At 61.7% G+C, this 18899-nt stretch carries 14 protein-coding genes; 3 read left to right on the top strand and 11 right to left on the bottom strand.

Annotated elements, in window-relative coordinates; genetic code table 11:
• Positions 1–26 precede the first annotated feature (26 nt).
• The 8 genes from ACQKPZ_RS19160 to putP form a co-directional block, all read right to left on the bottom strand.
• Positions 27–800: a glycosyltransferase family 2 protein gene (locus ACQKPZ_RS19160; protein ID WP_427541106.1), complete on the bottom strand. Its 774-nt coding sequence runs from the start codon at positions 798–800 to the stop codon at positions 27–29.
• Positions 801–865: 65 nt separating this feature from the next.
• Positions 866–1822, bottom strand: a complete 957-nt coding sequence (locus tag ACQKPZ_RS19155; protein WP_300028358.1) for a glycosyltransferase family protein — start codon at positions 1820–1822, stop codon at positions 866–868.
• 49 nt (positions 1823–1871) lie between these two features.
• Positions 1872–3275, bottom strand: a complete 1404-nt coding sequence (locus ACQKPZ_RS19150; RefSeq protein WP_427541103.1) for a PIG-L deacetylase family protein — start codon at positions 3273–3275, stop codon at positions 1872–1874.
• Positions 3272–4168: an antimicrobial resistance protein Mig-14 gene (locus ACQKPZ_RS19145; protein ID WP_427541100.1), complete on the bottom strand. Its 897-nt coding sequence runs from the start codon at positions 4166–4168 to the stop codon at positions 3272–3274. Before ACQKPZ_RS19145 ends, ACQKPZ_RS19150 begins: the two co-directional genes overlap by 4 nt.
• The gene (locus ACQKPZ_RS19140; protein ID WP_427541097.1) at positions 4168–5298 is read right to left on the bottom strand and encodes a glycosyltransferase; all 1131 of its coding nucleotides are present in this window, start codon (positions 5296–5298) and stop codon (positions 4168–4170) included. The genes ACQKPZ_RS19145 and ACQKPZ_RS19140 overlap by 1 nt, the downstream gene beginning before the upstream one ends.
• A complete protein-coding gene (locus tag ACQKPZ_RS19135; protein ID WP_391129605.1) occupies positions 5282–7039 on the bottom strand; it encodes a carbamoyltransferase family protein in 1758 nt (585 codons plus the stop codon). Before ACQKPZ_RS19135 ends, ACQKPZ_RS19140 begins: the two co-directional genes overlap by 17 nt.
• Positions 7040–7275: 236 nt before the next feature.
• Positions 7276–8112: a 23S rRNA (adenine(2030)-N(6))-methyltransferase RlmJ gene (locus ACQKPZ_RS19130; RefSeq protein WP_391129607.1), complete on the bottom strand. Its 837-nt coding sequence runs from the start codon at positions 8110–8112 to the stop codon at positions 7276–7278.
• A gap of 185 nt (positions 8113–8297) precedes the next feature.
• Positions 8298–9776 carry a sodium/proline symporter PutP gene (gene putP, locus ACQKPZ_RS19125; RefSeq protein WP_391129610.1) on the bottom strand — a complete coding sequence of 493 codons (1479 nt, stop codon included), beginning with the start codon at positions 9774–9776 and terminating at the stop codon, positions 8298–8300.
• A gap of 358 nt (positions 9777–10134) precedes the next feature.
• On the opposite strand from putP, the gene putA reads away from it, so the two are divergent.
• Positions 10135–14088, top strand: coding sequence for a trifunctional transcriptional regulator/proline dehydrogenase/L-glutamate gamma-semialdehyde dehydrogenase (gene putA / locus ACQKPZ_RS19120; RefSeq protein ID WP_427541094.1), 3954 nt, complete (start codon positions 10135–10137; stop codon positions 14086–14088).
• A 121-nt stretch (positions 14089–14209) separates the two neighbouring features.
• On the opposite strand, the gene ACQKPZ_RS19115 is transcribed toward putA, so the two are convergent.
• The 3 genes from ACQKPZ_RS19115 to ACQKPZ_RS19105 form a co-directional block, all read right to left on the bottom strand.
• Positions 14210–14473, bottom strand: a complete 264-nt coding sequence (locus ACQKPZ_RS19115) for a DUF3077 domain-containing protein (RefSeq protein ID WP_427541091.1) — start codon at positions 14471–14473, stop codon at positions 14210–14212.
• Positions 14474–14628: 155 nt separating this feature from the next.
• The gene (locus tag ACQKPZ_RS19110; RefSeq protein ID WP_427541088.1) at positions 14629–14871 is read right to left on the bottom strand and encodes a hypothetical protein; all 243 of its coding nucleotides are present in this window, start codon (positions 14869–14871) and stop codon (positions 14629–14631) included.
• A 437-nt stretch (positions 14872–15308) separates the two neighbouring features.
• Positions 15309–15869, bottom strand: coding sequence for a hypothetical protein (locus tag ACQKPZ_RS19105; protein ID WP_391126162.1), 561 nt, complete (start codon positions 15867–15869; stop codon positions 15309–15311).
• Positions 15870–16251: 382 nt separating this feature from the next.
• On the opposite strand from ACQKPZ_RS19105, the gene ACQKPZ_RS19100 reads away from it, so the two are divergent.
• Together ACQKPZ_RS19100 and ACQKPZ_RS19095 are read left to right on the top strand one after the other, a co-directional pair.
• Complete coding sequence (locus tag ACQKPZ_RS19100) at positions 16252–16743, top strand: hypothetical protein (RefSeq protein WP_427541085.1); 492 nt, start codon at positions 16252–16254, stop codon at positions 16741–16743.
• A gap of 335 nt (positions 16744–17078) precedes the next feature.
• Complete coding sequence (locus ACQKPZ_RS19095; RefSeq protein ID WP_427541082.1) at positions 17079–18881, top strand: acyl-CoA dehydrogenase; 1803 nt, start codon at positions 17079–17081, stop codon at positions 18879–18881.
• Positions 18882–18899 lie beyond the last annotated feature (18 nt).

The following is an 18899-nucleotide window of genomic DNA, read 5'->3' as shown; positions in this document are numbered from 1 at the left end:
CGCTCATGTCAGGTGGGACAGCGACTTCATTGAACAAAAAGGGTGATACCCATGCCGATAACGGCACCTGTCACCAGCGTCAATGCCAGTTTGATCCGATCACGTTGACGGCGCTTGGCCTTGCGTTCCACTTCTATGGGCAAGGTCACGTGATTACCAAATCCAGTGTGCAATACTGCATCACCCTCCAAGGTGACAGCTGTCAGATTTAACTCAGCGTAGCGCCGGGAAAGCGCCTTTTCTCCAGCATAGGCGGCAAATGGCGCACAGCGCTGATAATCGCTCAAGCGCCGCAAACCGGGGTTGAGCGAGAACGCTTGCCACTCGGCCTTGTCGGACAGCAGCGGGTAGCAAGGCACACCGGCAATCACCTGGCGGTCGCCCAGGTGGATGTACGGGCTGTGGATGGCCAGGTCGTGGGCATGGCTGCGCAGCCACACCTGCAACAGGTTGGGGCTGACGCCCAGAATGGCCCGGGAATCCTCGACAAAACCCTGGCGATAGAAATGCCAGTCGTCCTCACAGTGGAAGATGTACGGCGTCTTGACGTGGCTGTAGGCCAGGTCGATAGACGGTAACTGGCCGAGCTTGGGCCGGTTGACGAATACCTTGCAGTGGGGCTTCCAATGCTCCGGCACAGCGGCATGCACGGCATCGTCACCGGAATCTTCGGTGATGAACACTTCGCGAATGGGCGCGGTGTTGTAGCGATCGAAACTCTCAAGGGTGTCTTTGAGCAGATCGAACCGCCCACAACTGGTCACGACAAGCGTGACGTCACTCTCTTCTGAAAAGCGCACCGGACTCCCTCCGCATTGCGACTATCGGTTTTCAACAACCCGCTCCTGGGCGTGAAAACTCTTATTTAGATACCCAGCTTCAGGCGCAGCCGCTGCCACGCAGATAACGGCGGGTGGGGCCTGAGCGCCGGGCGCATGTGGTCGACGATGCTACGTCCAACTGCGGCGAAACTGAAACGGGAAACCGCCAGGTGGCGGCCATTTTCTGCAATCTGCCGGGCCAGTTCAGGGTCGGCACGCAAACGGCGCAGTTTTTCCTGAAGGGTCGGGATGTTGTCATAGAACACCACGTTGTGCATGTCCTGCAGGCCCAATGCGCGGTTTTCTTCCTCGCCCTGGTCATATGCAAGCAACACACAGCCACAGGCCATGGCTTCGAAATTCTTGATCATGTATTCGCCCATGCCGACGTCGGCACTGACGAAGAAACGGATACGGTTGAGTGTGTTGCAGTAGTCTTCACCCGACTTGGTACGGGTGACCAGCAGGTTCTCGACCTGCCCCAGCTCGTCCAGCAGCGCCTTGCGGCCGCTATACGCCACGCTGTTGACACTGCCGACGAAGGCCAGTTCGATGTCGCGCTCGCGCCCCTGATCAGCCAGCAGTTGCTCGTCATAGCCCTTGGGCACGAACACCGCATCGAAACCTTCCTGGCGCAGGCGCTCGCTGACCATGTAACCAGAGCTGATCACCCGCGCCCATGGCAGCTGGCGGTAATGGGCGCTGAACTTGCCGGTGTACTTGCAGGGAATGTAATTCTGGTAGGCGTCGTGCTCGAGGATGACCAGGTTTGGCACAGTGCGGATGAAGGCCACCTGCCGGATCTCTTGCTTGAAGCGCAGGAAGAACACGATGCGGTCATAACGCTCGACCTGCACTTCACGCTTGAAATAGCGGCGCAGGTTGCGCTGGTCTTCGCTGGTCAGCCAACGCAGGTCGCACTCGCAATTGGCCGCGACGCCATCGTACAGGCGGTCGAGAATCGCCCGCTGTTCCTTCTGTACCAGAAATAGGACTTTCATAACTTTCCTTGGGCGCTCGGCGCCATCGCGGTCAACCATTGGCGCGTGCCTACAGCTCACGTCGCCAGAACAGTTCGTGTCGGCGCACAGCTTTGCGGAAGAACTCGTTCTCCCCGTAAGGCGACGGGCGCCGACCAGCCAGCCAACGTTGCAGCAGGCGGCGCAACCGGCGCTTGAACGGTGCTGGCGGTTGCAGGTCATGCATCATGCCCAGGGCCATGGCTTTGTCGCGCTGGGTAGCCAGGTCCAACACCAGGCTGCAAGGGGCCCAGGCCTGGGCTGCGCTCAACTGTGGCGGCAGGGCCACGCCATCGCCGCTGTCACCCATGGGCCAGCGGTCGTTGTCGTGCAGGTGGTTGGCGTAGCACAGCAGCGTTTGTGGCTGCCAGGCCAGGCCTTGCAGGGCTTCCAGCACGGCTGCCTGGGCGCAGATATGGTCGGGGTGTGGATCGAGCTGCGGATGCGGCATCACCAGTACTTCTGGCCTGGCCATTTCCAGCAAGGCGCGCAGGTCGGCCAGCAGGTTGTGCCAGGTTGGCGCGCCATCACTATCGGCCGGCAGTGGGAACGGGTTGAACTGGCGGAACACGCGGATATCGGCAAGGTCGGCTTCACGGGAAGCAGCCGGCTGATCGGGCGCAGCCTGCATGGCGGGCAATTGCAGGCAGAAGTAGCCCAGTTGCACGCAACGCGCTTGCGGCACACCGGCCCAGCGCGGTACAGCAATACTGTCCCAGGCGCGCAGGCGGCCCTTCAGGCGAGCGGCCTCGGCTTTTTCCAGGCCCATCTGCTGGTAGTGCTCGGCTTCGATTTCACCGGCAGTCAGCGTCACAACCCAGGTTTCATCAGCCTGGCTGTAAAGGCCGTACGCGGCCAGCTCGGCGTCGTCGGCATGGGGCGCAATCACCATCACCCGGCGCCGTTGCAGTTCGACCGCCGGGGTTATCCACAGGCGCGGCTGGCCCAGCAGTCGGCAATGACGACCACGCAAGCGCAACGTACCAGCTTGCAGCGGCGCGGCCAGGCCGGTCAGGTTGAGGAAACGCACACCACCGACGCCACGCTCGAAGGTTTGTCGGTCGGCTTGATCGGCAGCCGTCAGCTCGACCCGAGGGTCAAGGAACCGCCCCAGCCAGCTGCTTTTTAGCTGCAGTTCAAGAATCAGGGTTTCGTCGCCCCGCAGTGCGCAGTCAGCCTTGAGCCGGCCATCATGCAAGCTGGCAGGCACCTGATGTGTCTGCTCACCGAAGTCGTAGGCGTAGTCCTCGGCCGGGGCATAGAACAGGTGGTCGGCAAACCAGGCTTCATGGGCTGCCCAGAGCAGCGGCAACAGCAGCAGTGGCAGCCACCACCAGGTGAGAACACCCAGGCTGACCAGCGCAACCAGGCCTGCCAGCAGGCCGAGGCGCTTGTTGCGCCGGTGGCGCTTGAGCAACTGCTGCTTGCGGCTCACGCCTGGTACACCGGCACAGGGTTGCACCAACGGTCCTTGTACTCGCGGTCGGCGCGGCCGAACGAGAAGCGCAGCGGCTTGTTACGCGCACGGGCATCTTCCCAGGCTGCCTGGGTATTGAGGAAGCTCAGCACGCTGCCAGGGCTGAAGGCCTTGGTTTCAGGGTCGACACCGCCGTTGATGTACTCGACGCTGACCCATTCCGGCGCTTCGACGCGGTACACCAGCTGAATGGCAATCGGCTTGCCGTCCAGCAGTAGCACCGAGCCGATAAGCAGCTCGCGCAGGCGCTCCAGCACCTCGGCCATGCGCTCGGCACCGGTGGCCGGGAAGCCCCAACGGCGCTGGAACAGGTCGCAGTACATGCTGGCAATTTCCCGCGCACTGAAGTCGCTGATCGGGCGTACCACGCCACCCGCCTCTTCCAGCAGGCGCAGTTCGCGGCGCTGGTTGTAGCGGAACTTCTTCGACAGGTCTTCGGGCGCCCGGGCCATGGCCAACTGCTCCTTCTGTGCCTTGAGGCCACTGAAGCGGCCTTGGTTCAGCTCGGAGAGATAACGCACGGTATGGCGCAACGGTGCAGCGGCATCAGCCGCCGCTGGCAGGATGATTTCGGCATTACCGAGGTCGAACAGGGCTTTTTTGCCGGCACGCTTGAGTACGTCCTTGGCCAGCGCCAGGTGGCGCCCCCAGGTCGGTATGGCGGCTTTCAGCTCACCGGCCTGGTACCAGCCCAGGTAACGCACCGGGAGCTGCGCCAAGTCAGCCAGTTGCTCGACCACCAACGGATGGGTGGCGACACTGCCACCAAAACGCGCCCACGCCTCGGCATACGCCTTGGCGTCGATAGCTTGCCAGCCGCGCTCGCGGAAGGCCTGGATACGATTGAACATCAGGCCTGCCCCACCAGCGCACGTACCTGCGGCAGCTGCCAGAAGGCCTCGCGCACCGCCTGGTCGGAAAAGCGTTCATGCAGGCGTTGCAGCATGTGCCCGGCACACGCCTGACGCTGTTCAGCATCCAGCGCGGCCATATGCTTCAGGCCCTGAGCCAACTGGGCAGCATCGCCTAGCGGGAACAGCACACCCACACCCTCGACTACCTCACGGGCCCCGCCGCAGGCCGTGGCCAGCAACGGCACGCCAGCGACCATGGCTTCGAGCAGGACCATGCCGAACGGCTCGTGGTCGGAGCTCAGGGCGAACACGTCGAAGGCCTGGAAGTAGCGGCGTGCATCCGGCACCTGGCCCAGGAAATCAACTTGCCCGGCAATGCCCAGCTCGGCGGCCAGGGCCTTGAGGTCGGCCTCCAGACGGCCTTTGCCAAGGATCGCCAGGCGGGCACCCGCTGGCAACCCAGGCAGCGCCTGGGCAAAACCACGCAACAGCGTGGCCTGGTCCTTGTCCGGGTGCAGGCGCCCGACGTTTCCGACGATCCACGCCTGCGCATCCAGGCCCAGTGCCCGGCGCGCTTCGGCACGCGGCACCAGGGCCGCTTGCAGGGCGTCGATGTCGATGCGGTTATACAGGGTCTGGATGCGCTCGGCCGGCCACTGGGGCAGGCAACGGCGCATGTCGTCACGCACCGCGTCCGACACACCCAGCAGGCTCAGGCGCTTGCTGAACAGGTTGGCGAACAGCCGACGACCTTTGCGCTCATAGTCGCCAAAGGCATGGTGCACGCCAATCACCGGCAGGCCGGTACCCAGCAGCGCCACGTAGATCGGCTTGAAGCGGTGGGCGATGCAGAAGGCGAAATTGCGCTCGGCCGCAATGCGCCGCAAGGCACGGATGGCACCGAGCTTCAGGCCACGCACGGCCTTGGAGCTGAACTCCAGGAACAGCACCTCGTCCGACGCGCAGCCGGCCGCTACCTGCGGGTCGGCGGCGCCAGTGAGGAACACTGTGGTGACCTGGTAGCCACGCCCCTGGAACAGGCTGGCGTATTGACGGGCGCAATCCAGGAACGGCCCGTCATAGCCATGGCAGAACTGCAGGATGCGCGGTTCAGAGCGGCTGGTCATAGGCGGCAGCGCCGTCCTTCACGACCAGGATGTCTTCCATGATCAGGTACTGCAGGTCCGAGCCGAAGAACATGTTCAGGGCATCGGTCGGCGAGCAGATCATCGGCTCACCGCGGCGGTTCAGCGACGTGTTCAGCGACACGCCGTTGCCGGTCAGGTCTTCCAGCGCCTTCATCATGTCGTAGTAGCGCGGGTTGTACTCGCGCTTGAGCACCTGGGCACGGGACGTGCCGTCCTCGTGCACCACTTCCGGCACGCGGGTTTTCCACTCTTCAGCCACTTCGAAGGTGAAGGTCATGAACGGCGCCGGGTGGTCGACCTTGATCATCTGCGGGGCGACGGTGTCGAGCATCGACGGGCAGAAAGGTCTCCAGCGTTCGCGGAACTTGATCTGGTGGTTGATGCGGTCAGCCACGCCTTCAACGCTCGGGCAGCCGATGATCGAACGGCCACCCAGTGCACGAGGACCAAACTCCATGCGGCCCTGGAACCAGGCCACCGGGTTGCCGTCGACCATGATCTTGGCGATTTGCTCTGGCATGTTGTCGAGCTTGCGCCACTTCGGCGCGTTCGGGTGACGGGCGCAGGCAGCGATCACGTCTTCGTTGGAGTACGACGGGCCGAGGTAGACGTGCTCCATCTTCTCGACCGGCACGCCACGGGCGTGGGAAACATAGGCTGCGGCACCCACAGCAGTGCCGGCGTCGCCGGAAGCCGGCTGGACGAACAGCTCTTTCACGTCCGGGCGGGCGATGATCTTCTGGTTCAGTTTAACGTTCAGCGCACAGCCGCCAGCGAAGGCCAGCTTGCCGGTTTCACGCAGGGTGTCGCCCAGGTAGTGGTCGATCATCTGCAGCGCCAGCTTCTCGAACAGCGCTTGCATGCTGGCCGCATAGTGGATGTATGGCTCGTCGGCGATATCGCCTTCGCGCTTGGGGCCCAGCCATTCGATCAGCTTCGGCGAGAAGTAGAAGCCCTTGCCCTTCTCTTTGTAGCGGCGCAGGCCGATGACGTTGGCGTACTCGGTGTTGATCACCAGTTCGCCGTTTTCAAAGCTGGCCAGGCGCGAGAAATCGTACTTGCTGGCGTCGCCATACGGCGCCATGCCCATGACCTTGAACTCGCCGTCGAGCATCTCGAAGCCGAGGAACTCGGTAATCGCGCCGTACAGGCCACCCAGGGAATCCGGATCGAAGAATTCCTTGATCTTGTGGATCTTGCCGTTTTCGCCGTAGCCAAAGAAGGTGGTGGCGTATTCGCCTTTACCGTCGATGCCCAGGATTGCGGTTTTTTCCTTGAAGCCCGAGCAGTGGTAGGCACTGGAGGCGTGGGCCAGGTGGTGTTCGACCGGCTCGATCTTGACCTTTTTCGGGTCGAAACCCAGCTGCTCCAGGCACCAGACGATCTTCTTGCGGTAGCGCTTGTAGCGACGGTTGCCCATCAGGATGGCGTCGAGGGCGCGATCCGGGGCGTACCAGTAACGCTTGGCATAGTGCCAGCGCGCCTTGCCGAACAGGCTGATCGGGGCGAACGGGATGGCAACCACGTCGACGTCGGACGGTTTGATGCCTGCCTGCTCCAGGCAGAACTTCGCCGACTCGTAGGGCATGCGGTTCTTCGCATGCTTGTCACGCACGAAGCGCTCTTCTTCGGCGGCGGCAATCAACTTGCCGTCAATGTACAGGGCCGCGGAAGGGTCATGGCTAAGGGCGCCGGACAGGCCAAGAATCGTCAATGCCAAGGGATTAGCCTCTTCATTCGGTAAAAATGCGCCAGCGGCCTCTTGGGCGGGTGGCGGCTAAAGGGCGGGATTATAACGCAAACATAAGGAACTGCGCGGTCGTTGTAGGAGCGGCCTTGTGTCGAGAAAGGGGCGCGAAGCGGCCCAGGATTTCAGCTTCGCAGCAGAGACCGCCGGGGCCGCTTTGCGGCCCTTTCGCGACACAAGGCCGCTCCTACAGGGGATCGCGGTGCAACCTACTCGGCGATCAGCCAGTCCATCCGGTAGCTACCAGCAGTCTGCGCCAGCTCCTTGGCCAGCCACGGCAGCAACTCCTTGAGCTCTTCCTCCAGCCCCCACGGCGGGTTGGCAATGGCCAGGCCCGAACCATTAAGCCCCTGCGGGCTGTCCTGGTGGTGCACATACAGCTCGACCCGCAGCAGTTTCGGCGCACCGGTGCTGGTCAGGTCCTGGTAGTAACGCGTCAACGAGCGCTGATCCTTGATCGGGTACCAGATGGCCGCGACGGTCTGGCGCATGCGGCCAATCGCCTCTTTCATGGCATTGGTGCAGCGTTTGAGCTCGTCGGCCTGCTCGAACGGCGGGTCGATCAGCATGATTGCGCGCTTTTCCTGCACCGGTAGCAAGGCCCGCGGCACATGCCAGCCTTCGCCCAGGTGCACGGTCACGCGCGGGTCTTTTTTCATGTTCTCTTTGAGCAGCGGCCCGTCTTCGGGGTGCTTCTCGTTGAGCAGGGCCCGGTCCTGCTGGCGCATCAGGCGGCGGGCCAGCTCCGGCGAACCGGGGTAGTAGCGCAGCTCGCCGTCGGCGTTCAGGCGCTTGATGACACGCAGGTAATCGGCCGCCATGGCTGGCAGGTCATCGCGATTCCACAGGCGGGCGACGCCTTCCAGGTATTCGCCGGTGCGGGTTGCCTGGTCGCCTTGCAGGTCGTACAGACCAAGCCCTGCGTGGGTATCGATGTAGGCAAACGGCTGCTCCTTGCGCGACATCAGGGCGATGAGGCGGGTCAGCACGATGTGTTTGAGGACGTCGGCATGGTTGCCGGCGTGGAAGGCGTGACGATAGTTCATGGCAACTCCTGCGAAGGCGGCAAGTTTACCTTGCCTTGCAGGCGGAGTCAGGCCTGGCTGTCGATCGGCGATGGCCTCTTCGCGGGCTTGCCCGCTCCCACAGGGGCCGCACTGGTTTCAGGCCCAGTGCGAATCCTGTGGGAGCGGGCAAGCCCGCGAAGCAGGCGCCGCCGACTCAACGGGTATTACTTGTCAGCGTGATACGCCGCATCAGCCGTTTCAAAGCGCTGAACCATCGCCTGCGATGGGCTGCCCAGCTTGCTCACCACGAAGATGGCAATGCTCGCCAGCAGGAAGCCCGGGATGATTTCGTACAGCCCCCAGACATCGATCTGCTTCCACAGGATCACGGTCAGCGCACCAACCACGATACCGGCCAGCGCGCCGTTACGGGTCATGCCTTTCCACAGCACCGAAATCAGCACCACCGGACCAAAGGCAGCACCGAAGCCAGCCCAGGCGTAGGCCACCAGGCCCAGCACGCGGTTTTCCGGGTTCGCGGCCATGGCGATGGCGATCAGGGCGACGGCCAGCACCATCAGGCGGCCGACCCATACCAGCTCAAGCTGCGAAGCGTTCTTGCGCAGGAATGCCTTGTAGAAGTCTTCGGTCAGGGCGCTGGAGCACACCAGCAACTGGCAGCTCAAGGTACTCATCACCGCCGCCAGAATGGCCGACAGCAGCACACCGGCAATCCACGGGTTGAACAGGATCTTCGCCAGCTCGATGAACACGCGCTCGCGGTTCTCGGTAACCGGGCCAGCCAGGTCAGGGTTGGCCGAGAAGTAGGCGATGCCGAAGAAGCCCACGGCGCAGGTACCTGCCAGGCACAGGATCATCCAGGTCATGGAAATACGGCGGGCGTTGGCGATCGACTTCACCGAATCGGCCGCCATGAAGCGCGCCAGGATGTGCGGCTGGCCAAAGTAGCCCAGGCCCCAGCCCATCAGCGAGATGATACCGATGAAGGTTGCACCCTTGAGCATGTCGAAGTTGGCCGGGTTGACCGCTTCAATGGCCAGGAAGGTGGTGTCGAAGCCGCCGGTGGAGATCAGCACAATGATCGGCGTGAGGATCAGCGCAAAGATCATCAGCGAGGCTTGAACGGTGTCGGTCCAGCTCACTGCCAGGAAACCACCGACGAAGGTGTAGGCGATGGTGGCCGCGGCACCAGCCCACAGGGCGGTTTCATACGGCATGCCGAAGGTGCTCTCGAACAGACGGGCACCGGCAACAATGCCGGAGGCGCAATAGATGGTGAAGAACACCAGGATAACGATCGCCGAAATGATTCGCAGCAGGCCGCTGTTGTCTTCGAAGCGGCTGGAGAAGTAGTCCGGCAGGGTCAGTGCGTCACCATTGTGCTCGGTCTGCACCCGCAGGCGGCCGGCCACGAACAGCCAGTTCAGGTAGGCACCGACGGTAAGACCAATGGCGATCCAGGCTTCGGACAGGCCGGAGAAGTAGATGGCGCCCGGCAGGCCCATCAGCAGCCAGCCACTCATGTCGGAAGCGCCGGCAGACAGCGCGGTAACCACGCTACCCAGGCTGCGACCGCCCAGAATGTAATCGGAAAGGTTGTTGGTGGAGCGATAGGCGGCGAAGCCGATCAGCACCATTGCCGCAATGTAGATCACGAAGGTGATCGTTAGTGGATTGCCCATGCGTGTGCCCTGGCGTTTGTTTTTATCTCATGCACAACCGCAGCGATGGCGGTTGCACCCAGGCGGCGAATCCTATGCAACAACGCAAAGCAGGTGCAACCATTTTTCATTTGCAAGTTGCACCTGCCCGTGCATTTTTCCATAAAGCCGCTTTTTTGCTCCTTTTTGGAGCATAGACGTCGTTTTTAAGACAAAACCGTGCCAAAAACGACCCTTCGCCAGGTGTGGAAATGTCTGTCAGACGAGTTGCACCTTGTTCCTGAAAAATTCGGGTTGCACCTGGTTGCACCCGAATTGTCCTACAGGCTAATCTTGGCGTCAGCTTAGGCCACAGCCGTGGCAATAACGAGGATAAGAAATGGCGACGACCACCCTTGGGGTCAAACTCGATGACCCTACCCGTGAGCGACTCAAGGCAGCAGCGCAGTCGATTGACCGCACGCCGCACTGGTTGATCAAGCAAGCGATCTTCAACTATCTGGAGAAGCTCGAGGGTGGTGCCACCCTGACCGAACTCAACGGTCATGTCAGCAACCTGGCCGATGACGCCGGCGAAGTCCAGGCCGACCACAGCCACCAGTGCTTCCTCGAATTTGCCGAGAGCATCCTGCCGCAATCGGTACTGCGTTCGGCGATCACCGCCGCCTACCGTCGCCCCGAGCAGGAAGTGGTGCCCATGCTGCTGGAGCAGGCGCGCCTGAGCGCCCCGCTGGCAGAGGCCACCAACAAGCTGGCGGCCGGCATCGCCGAAAAACTGCGCAACCAGAAGAGCGCTGGTGGCCGTGCCGGTATCGTCCAGGGCCTGCTGCAGGAATTCTCCCTCTCGTCCCAGGAAGGCGTGGCGCTGATGTGCCTGGCCGAAGCCCTGCTGCGTATCCCCGACAAAGGCACCCGCGATGCGCTGATCCGCGACAAGATCAGCACCGGCAACTGGCAGCCGCACCTGGGCAACAGCCCGTCGCTGTTCGTCAACGCCGCCACCTGGGGCCTGCTGCTGACCGGCAAGCTGGTCAGCACCCACAACGAATCCGGCCTCACCTCCTCGCTCACCCGCATTATTGGTAAAAGCGGCGAGCCGATGATCCGCAAGGGCGTCGACATGGCCATGCGCCTGATGGGCGAGCAGTTCGTAACCGGTGAAACCATTGCCGAAGCCCTGGCCAACGCCAGCCGCTTCGAGGCCAAGGGTTTCCGCTATTCCTACGACATGCTCGGCGAAGCGGCGCTGACCGAACATGACGCACAGAAGTACCTGGCTTCCTACGAGCAAGCCATCCACTCGATCGGCAAGGCCTCCCATGGCCGCGGCATCTATGAGGGCCCGGGCATCTCCATCAAGCTGTCGGCACTGCACCCGCGCTACAGCCGCGCCCAGTACGAGCGTGTAATGGAAGAGCTCTACCCGCGCCTGCTGTCGCTGACCCAGCTGGCCAAGCAGTACGACATCGGCCTGAACATCGACGCCGAAGAAGCCGACCGCCTGGAGCTGTCGCTCGACCTGCTTGAGCGCCTGTGCTTCGAACCGTCGCTGGCCGGCTGGAACGGTATCGGCTTTGTCATCCAGGCCTACCAGAAGCGCTGCCCGTACGTGATCGACTATGTCATCGACCTGGCCAAGCGCAGCCGCCACCGCCTGATGATCCGCCTGGTAAAAGGCGCCTACTGGGACAGCGAGATCAAGCGCGCCCAGGTCGAAGGCCTGGAAGGCTACCCGGTGTACACCCGCAAGGTTTACACCGACGTGTCCTACGTCGCCTGCGCCCGCAAGCTGCTGGCCGTGCCAGAAGCCATCTACCCGCAATTCGCTACGCACAACGCCCATACCCTGTCGGCCATCTACCACATTGCCGGGCAGAACTATTACCCGGGCCAGTACGAGTTCCAGTGCCTGCACGGCATGGGCGAGCCGCTGTACGAGCATGTGGTCGGCAAGGTTGCCGACGGCAAGCTGAACCGCCCGTGCCGCGTGTATGCACCGGTCGGTACCCACGAAACACTGCTGGCCTACCTGGTACGCCGCCTGCTGGAAAACGGCGCCAACACCTCGTTCGTCAACCGCATCGCCGACCATTCGATCTCCATCCAGGAACTGGTCGCCGACCCGGTCGCCAGCATCGAGCGCATGGGCACCCAGGAAGGCAACATCGGCCTGCCGCACCCGCGCATCCCGCTGCCGCGTGAACTGTATGGCAGCGAACGGGCCAACTCGGCCGGTATCGACATGGCCAACGAACACCGCCTGGCGTCGCTGTCCTGCGCCATGCTGGCCACCGCCCATAACGACTGGAAAGCCGCCCCGCTGCTGGCCTGCGCCGCCAGCGAAAGCGCTGCCGCACCCGTGCTGAACCCGGCTGATCTTCGCGATGTGGTAGGCCATGTACAGGAAGCCACCGTTGCCGATGTCGACAACGCCATCCAGTGCGCACTGAACGCCGCGCCGATCTGGCAGGCCACCCCGCCAGCCGAACGTGCCGCCATTCTGGAACGTACCGCCGACCTGATGGAGGCCGAGATCCAGCCGCTGATGGGCCTGCTCATCCGCGAAGCCGGCAAGACCTTCGCCAACGCCATCGCCGAAGTGCGTGAAGCCGTGGACTTCCTGCGCTACTACGCCGTGCAGGCGCGCAACGACTTCAGCAACGACGCCCACCGCCCGCTGGGCCCGGTGGTGTGCATCAGCCCGTGGAACTTCCCGCTGGCGATTTTCACCGGCCAGGTGGCCGCAGCCCTGGCTGCCGGCAACCCGGTGCTGGCCAAGCCCGCCGAGCAAACCCCGCTGATCGCCGCCCAGGCCGTGCGCCTGCTGCTGGAAGCCGGCATTCCCGAAGGCGTGCTGCAACTGCTGCCAGGCCGCGGTGAAACCGTCGGTGCCGCCCTGGTGGGCGATGAGCGCGTCAAGGGCGTGATGTTCACCGGTTCCACCGAAGTGGCCCGCCTGCTGCAGCGTAACGTCGCCGGTCGCCTGGACAACCAGGGCCGCCCGATCCCGCTGATCGCCGAAACCGGCGGCCAGAACGCCATGATCGTCGACTCCTCGGCCCTGACCGAGCAGGTGGTGATCGACGTGGTGTCGTCGGCCTTCGACAGCGCCGGCCAGCGTTGCTCGGCATTGCGCGTACTGTGCCTGCAAGAAGACTCCGCCGACCGCGTGATCGAGATGCTCAAGGGCGCCATGGCTGAAAGCCGCCTGGGCTGCCCGGACCGCCTGGCCGTGGACATTGGCCCGGTGATCGACGCCGAAGCCAAGGCCGGCATCGAGAAGCACATCCAGGGCATGCGCGAGAAAGGCCGCCCGGTCTATCAAGTGGCAATCGCCGATGCCGCAGAGATCAAGCGTGGCACCTTCGTGATGCCAACGCTGATCGAGCTGGAAAGCTTCGACGAGCTGAAGCGGGAAATCTTCGGCCCGGTGCTGCACGTGGTGCGCTACAACCGCCGTAACCTGGACCAGCTGATCGAGCAGATCAACAACTCCGGCTACGGCCTGACCCTCGGCGTGCATACCCGCATCGACGAGACCATCGCCAAGGTGGTGGAAACCGCCAACGCCGGCAACATGTACGTCAACCGCAACATCGTCGGTGCGGTAGTGGGTGTGCAGCCGTTCGGTGGTGAAGGCCTGTCTGGCACCGGCCCGAAAGCCGGCGGCCCGCTGTACCTTTACCGCCTGCTGTCGACCCGCCCGGCCGACGCGATTGGCCGCCACTTCCAGCAGCAGGATGGCGAAGGCAAGCCGGACCGTACCCTGCACGAACAGCTGATCAAGCCGCTGCACGGCCTGAAGGCATGGGCCGAGAGCAACCAGCTGGCCGATCTGGCCGCGCTGTGCAGCCAGTTCGCCAGCCAGTCGCAGAGCGGCATCGCCCGCCTGCTCCCAGGCCCGACCGGCGAGCGCAACAGCTACACCATCCTGCCGCGCGAGCACGTGCTGTGCCTGGCCGACAACGAAACCGACCTGCTGGCGCAGTTTGCTGCGGTGTTGGCGGTCGGCAGCTCGGCCGTATGGGTTGACGGCGAGCCGGGCAAGGCCCTGCGCAGTCGCCTGCCACGTGAGCTGCAGGCCAAGGTGAAGCTGGTGGCGGAATGGACCAAGGATGAAGTGGCGTTCGACGCAGTGATCCACCATGGCGACTCGGACCAGTTGCGTGGTGTGTGCCAGCAAGTGGCCAAGCGTGCCGGTGCGATCGTGGGTGTGCACGGGCTGTCCAGCGGCGATCACCAGATTGCGCTGGAGCGGTTGGTGATTGAGCGGGCGGTGAGTGTGAACACTGCGGCGGCGGGCGGTAATGCCAGCTTGATGACCATTGGCTGAGGCTGAGGGTTGTTGACATGGAAGGGAGAGCTTGGCTCTCCCTTTTTTATGGGTGCTTGTTTTGAGATTGGGCTTTGGCTGACACGTGTTCGCCGCCTTCACGCAACCGGAAGCCAGACCCTCACTGCCTCATCCCCAACTCAGCATCATCCATCAGCGCCTTGGCCATTGCACTCAGGTAATGCGCAGCCCAGAGCATCATCGGTTTCTCATCCATCAACCCGGTAATGGTCAGTTCGCGCACATAGCCCATCAACTCCGAAGATTGCTCGCGGGCATCCCTGCACGGGATACCCGGCTCGATGCGAAACAGCGGATGGGTGCCGTTTTCGCCTTGGTAGAAAGTGGTCTTGCCGACGGTGAACTGGGTGTCTTCTGTTGTCATTGTTCAATCCCCTGAAAATTCTCGGCTGCCTGGGCCGGCCCTTTCGCGGGCACGCCCGCTCCCACAGGTACTGTGCAAGTCTTGAAGACTGTGGTGATCCTATGGGAGCGGGCGTGCCCGCGAAGGGGCCGGCCCTCACAACACATTAATCAGCTTTAGTGCGAAGTCCTGGACTCGCTGGGCATCTGCACCTGAACCAGTGCCGACTCCAACAAAGCCCGCAGCGCCTCCAGCCCATGCATCGAGGTCATCATCAGGATCGAAGCCGGCGACCTGGGCTGCAGCAGCATGGCGTGATGCACAACGGTCGCGGCACACAGCGCGTAATCAGTGGCCTGGATCAGGGTGTCTTCAAGGGAATGCGCGTTATGGGGTGGATCGGGGACTATCTTCAGCATCATGGTTCACCTAGCGATAAGGGCCATCACACACCTGCTGTCAAACAAGAGGGTGGCAGCTGTACATGGGTTGACAGACCGGTAGGCAAACCAAAACCCGGCGCACACGAAGTGCCCCATGCACAGCTGCCATAAAGGCAAAGCCATGCGGTTTGACCTAAGCGGCCTGTCAAAGCCGGTCACTGATTTGGCAGCGACCACCCGAGACTATGGCCCTACCCAGAACACCGCAATGGCTTGGAGGGGGCTGGGAGTATGTTTGGGAAATGGACTACATGGAATAGGCAAAAACCTAAGAAACTGCCTGGGTGCTGACTAGAGTACGGTAGGCTGACAGGTGTTCGCCTTAGGGTTTGCAGCGCCTGTGTCGAAAACATGGCGGCCCTCACACCACCTGAAGCCGCCCGCGCGGCGCGAGGCGGCTCCACTGACAGGCATCAAGCCATTGCGATTGCAACCAGAGCAAACACCATCATCAACTGAAGCCCAATACCGGGCAGCATCCACAGCCAGTTGACCAGCGTTAGGCCGTTGTTGGATTGCCCCGACACATCGCCCGCACTAAGGTTGATGCCGTTCTGCATCGCGATAAAGAGCATTACCCACGCAGCCTGAAACACGAACGACGCCAACAGGACAGCTACCGGTCGCCCTTCAAGCATCACGTTGACGGCGACTCCGGCCACGGCCAAGACGTACTGCGTAAGCGTTAATCCGAGAATGGACCACTCAATGGACTTTCCCGACTCACGAATACAGTCGTTCACCCGCCTCAACAGTGGGTAGATGAAGAGAAACGCGAAAAAGCAACGCCAGAAAGGACTAACCTCCTCACCGGTCCTGGCTTTGTGCAGTTTCCAGTTTTGATAAAAGCAATAAAGCCAGTACATGCCAAAGGTAAAGAACCCCATGACAGCGACCTTGCCCGGTGAAACCACGAAGAAAGGCGGTTGTTCAGCTTTAGTATCAGCCATGCCGCCATTTGCAAAATCACTCATATGAAATGTTTCCCCTCTGGATACGTGAACGCGCATTCAAAGCCATGCGGCACTCCATGCGCAGCAGTCCGGCGCCAGCTGACTGTGTGAGAAACATCGCTTCAGCTTGTAAGATGAACTGACGCTATTAGTGTCAGAGTATATGGCCGCGCACGCACGGCGGGATTGTAGGTATCTGCCGCACATATTACAGCGCTCAGCAGACTACGCGCGGCACGAACAAAAGTCACCTCTACAGCATACTCACAAAAATATCTATCATATGTTCCACTGCGCTTAGTCAGAAATTTCCGATTGACATTCCGCAACAATATTGAGAAAGCGAGTCATTGACCTTCAGCGCTGCGCATATTTTCATAACCACTCTCAAAGAGTGATTGCCATGCGCTGGAAGAACTTGATCATCAACGGTAGAGAACATTGCATGGCGCACTTGCGACCTGCCACCCATTCATTCAAAACTGTCTCACGCGTAATAAGTGTGGATTTCATATTTGGATTCCACTGTTTCACCGACAACAAGGGCGAAGGCCCGCTACTCACCCATCCGCGATCAAACGAGCAGCGCAATTTCAGCCAGAGACACTACGAGTGCTCAAAACAGCTGCCAGAATTCATTGCTCAGCGATTCATCGATGCCAAGGTCCGAGCCCATTTCGCTAGCAGAAATAATCGCCGTTACTTTTGCCTGGGCACTTTTGATTACGCGATATTTTTCGAAATACGTAAATTGACGGAGGCAAAAGACAACCTCAGAGTGAATATAATATCAGCCTATGAAGTAGATTCATGGGGACGAGCAAGCATGCCTAAAGGCCAACTTCTGAATGTTCGTTATGTACTAGAAAAGCGCAATGATGGATTGATAATCTAATGACCGATTACCTTCCTAAAACCCCCAAAAACAAAAAGCCCCGAAACATTCGTTTCGGGGCTTTTTGCTATATCAGAATATCGGCCTTGCCTTTCCAATCCCGCTCACTGGCTGGGAGAAATCAGTATCAGCTGATTCCCGGCATTGCTACCCCCTGATCCAGGGTTCCGGTCTGTAGCAACGCCGTAATGCTATCCAAGCGGAGGCTGGACGTCAAAGGGATGAACACTCGAATATGTTTCTGTCTGTTCCGTAATATCAACTGGATCAATCATGGTAGTCACCTCCACTTGGTGATACCTACACTCGCAGCATCCCGCCTCAGGACCGCCCCCATGCCCGAGACCCTGCTCTGCCCCCGCAACCTGGCCTTCGAGCTCTACGAAGTCCTCGACGCCGAAGCCCTCACCCAGCGCCCGCGCTTCACCGAGCACAGCCGGGAAACCTTCGATGCCGCCCTGACTACAGCCCGCACCATCGCCGAAAAGCTCTTCGCCCCACACAACCGCAAGGCCGACGAAAACGAGCCTCGCTACGTGGACTGCCGCGCCGAACTGATCCCCGAGGTAAAACCCGCGGTCGAAGCCTTCCTTGAAGCCGGCTTCCTCAACGCCAACCGGGATTTCGAGGTCGGTGGCATGCAACTGCCCAGCCTGGTCTCCCAGGCTTGCTTCGCCCACTTCCAGGCCGCCAACGCCGGCACCACGGCCTACCCGTTCCTGACCATGGGCGCGGCCAATTTGATCGAAAGCTTCGGCACAGAGGAACAGAAGCGCCTGTTCCTGCAGCCGATGATTGAGGGCCGCTACTTCGGCACCATGGCCCTGACCGAACCCCACGCCGGTTCGTCACTGGCCGATATCCGCACCCGTGCCGAACCTTCAAGCGACGGCAGCTACCGGCTCAAGGGCAACAAGATCTTCATCTCCGGCGGCGACCACGAACTGTCGGAAAACATCGTGCACATGGTGCTGGCCAAGCTGCCCGATGCCCCGCCCGGGGTGAAAGGCATCTCGCTGTTCATCGTGCCCAAGTACCACGTCAACCCGGACGGCAGCCGTGGCCCGCGCAACGATGTGCTGCTGGCCGGGCTGTTCCACAAGATGGGCTGGCGCGGCACCACCTCCACTGCACTGAACTTCGGCGACAATGGCGGGTGCGTCGGCTACCTGGTCGGCCAGCCTCATCAAGGCTTGGCCTGCATGTTCCAGATGATGAACGAGGCGCGCATCGGCGTCGGTATGGGGGCAGTGATGCTCGGTTACGCCGGTTACCTGTATTCGCTGGAATACGCCCGCCAGCGCCCGCAGGGCCGGCTGCCAGACAACAAGGACCCGCACAGCCCGGCGGTGCCGATCATCGAACACAGCGATGTGAGGCGCATGCTGCTGGCACAGAAGGCTTACGTTGAAGGTGCCTTCGACTTGGGCCTGTACGCCGCGCGCCTGTTCGACGACACCCAGACCGCCAGCGACGAAAGCACCCGCAAGCAGGCTCAGGAGCTGCTCGACCTGCTGACACCTATCGTCAAATCCTGGCCCTCGGCCTTCTGCCTCAAGGCCAACGAACTGGCCATTCAGATTCTCGGCGGCCACGGCTACACCCGCGAATACCCGGTAGAACAGTACTACCGCGACAACCGCCTGAACCCGATTCACGAAGGCACCGAGGGCATCCAGTCGCTCGACCTGCTTGGGCGCAAGCTGGCGCAGAACAACGGCGCCGGCCTCAAGCAACTGATCCGCCTGATCGCCAGCACAGGCGAACGCGCCAGCCATCACCCGAACCTCGACCCGCTGCGCCAGCCGCTGGAACAACTGGTCAACCGCCTGCAAAACGTGACCCTGGCCCTGCTCGGCGACCTGGCCCAGGGCAAAGTGGCGGGCACCCTGGCCAATTCGGCCCTGTACCTCAAAGCCTTCGGCCACTGCGTGATCGGCTGGCGCTGGCTGGAACAGGCCATTCACGCCGAGCTTGGCCTGCTCAAGGGCAACGCCAGCGACCGCGACTTCTACCTCGGCAAGCTGCAGGCCGCACGTTATTTCCTGACCTGGGAAGTACCGGGCTGCCATAATGAGCTGGCATTGCTGGAGGCGCGCGACGACACTTGCCTCACCATGCAGGACGAGTGGTTCTAAGGGGGAGCCACCGTATAC

It is taken from the genome of Pseudomonas sp. NPDC089547 (genome assembly GCF_050280665.1).
Lineage (GTDB): Bacteria > Pseudomonadota > Gammaproteobacteria > Pseudomonadales > Pseudomonadaceae > Aquipseudomonas.
The sequence above is the reverse complement of the archived record's forward strand: the minus strand, read 5'-3'. Positions and strand labels throughout refer to the sequence as shown.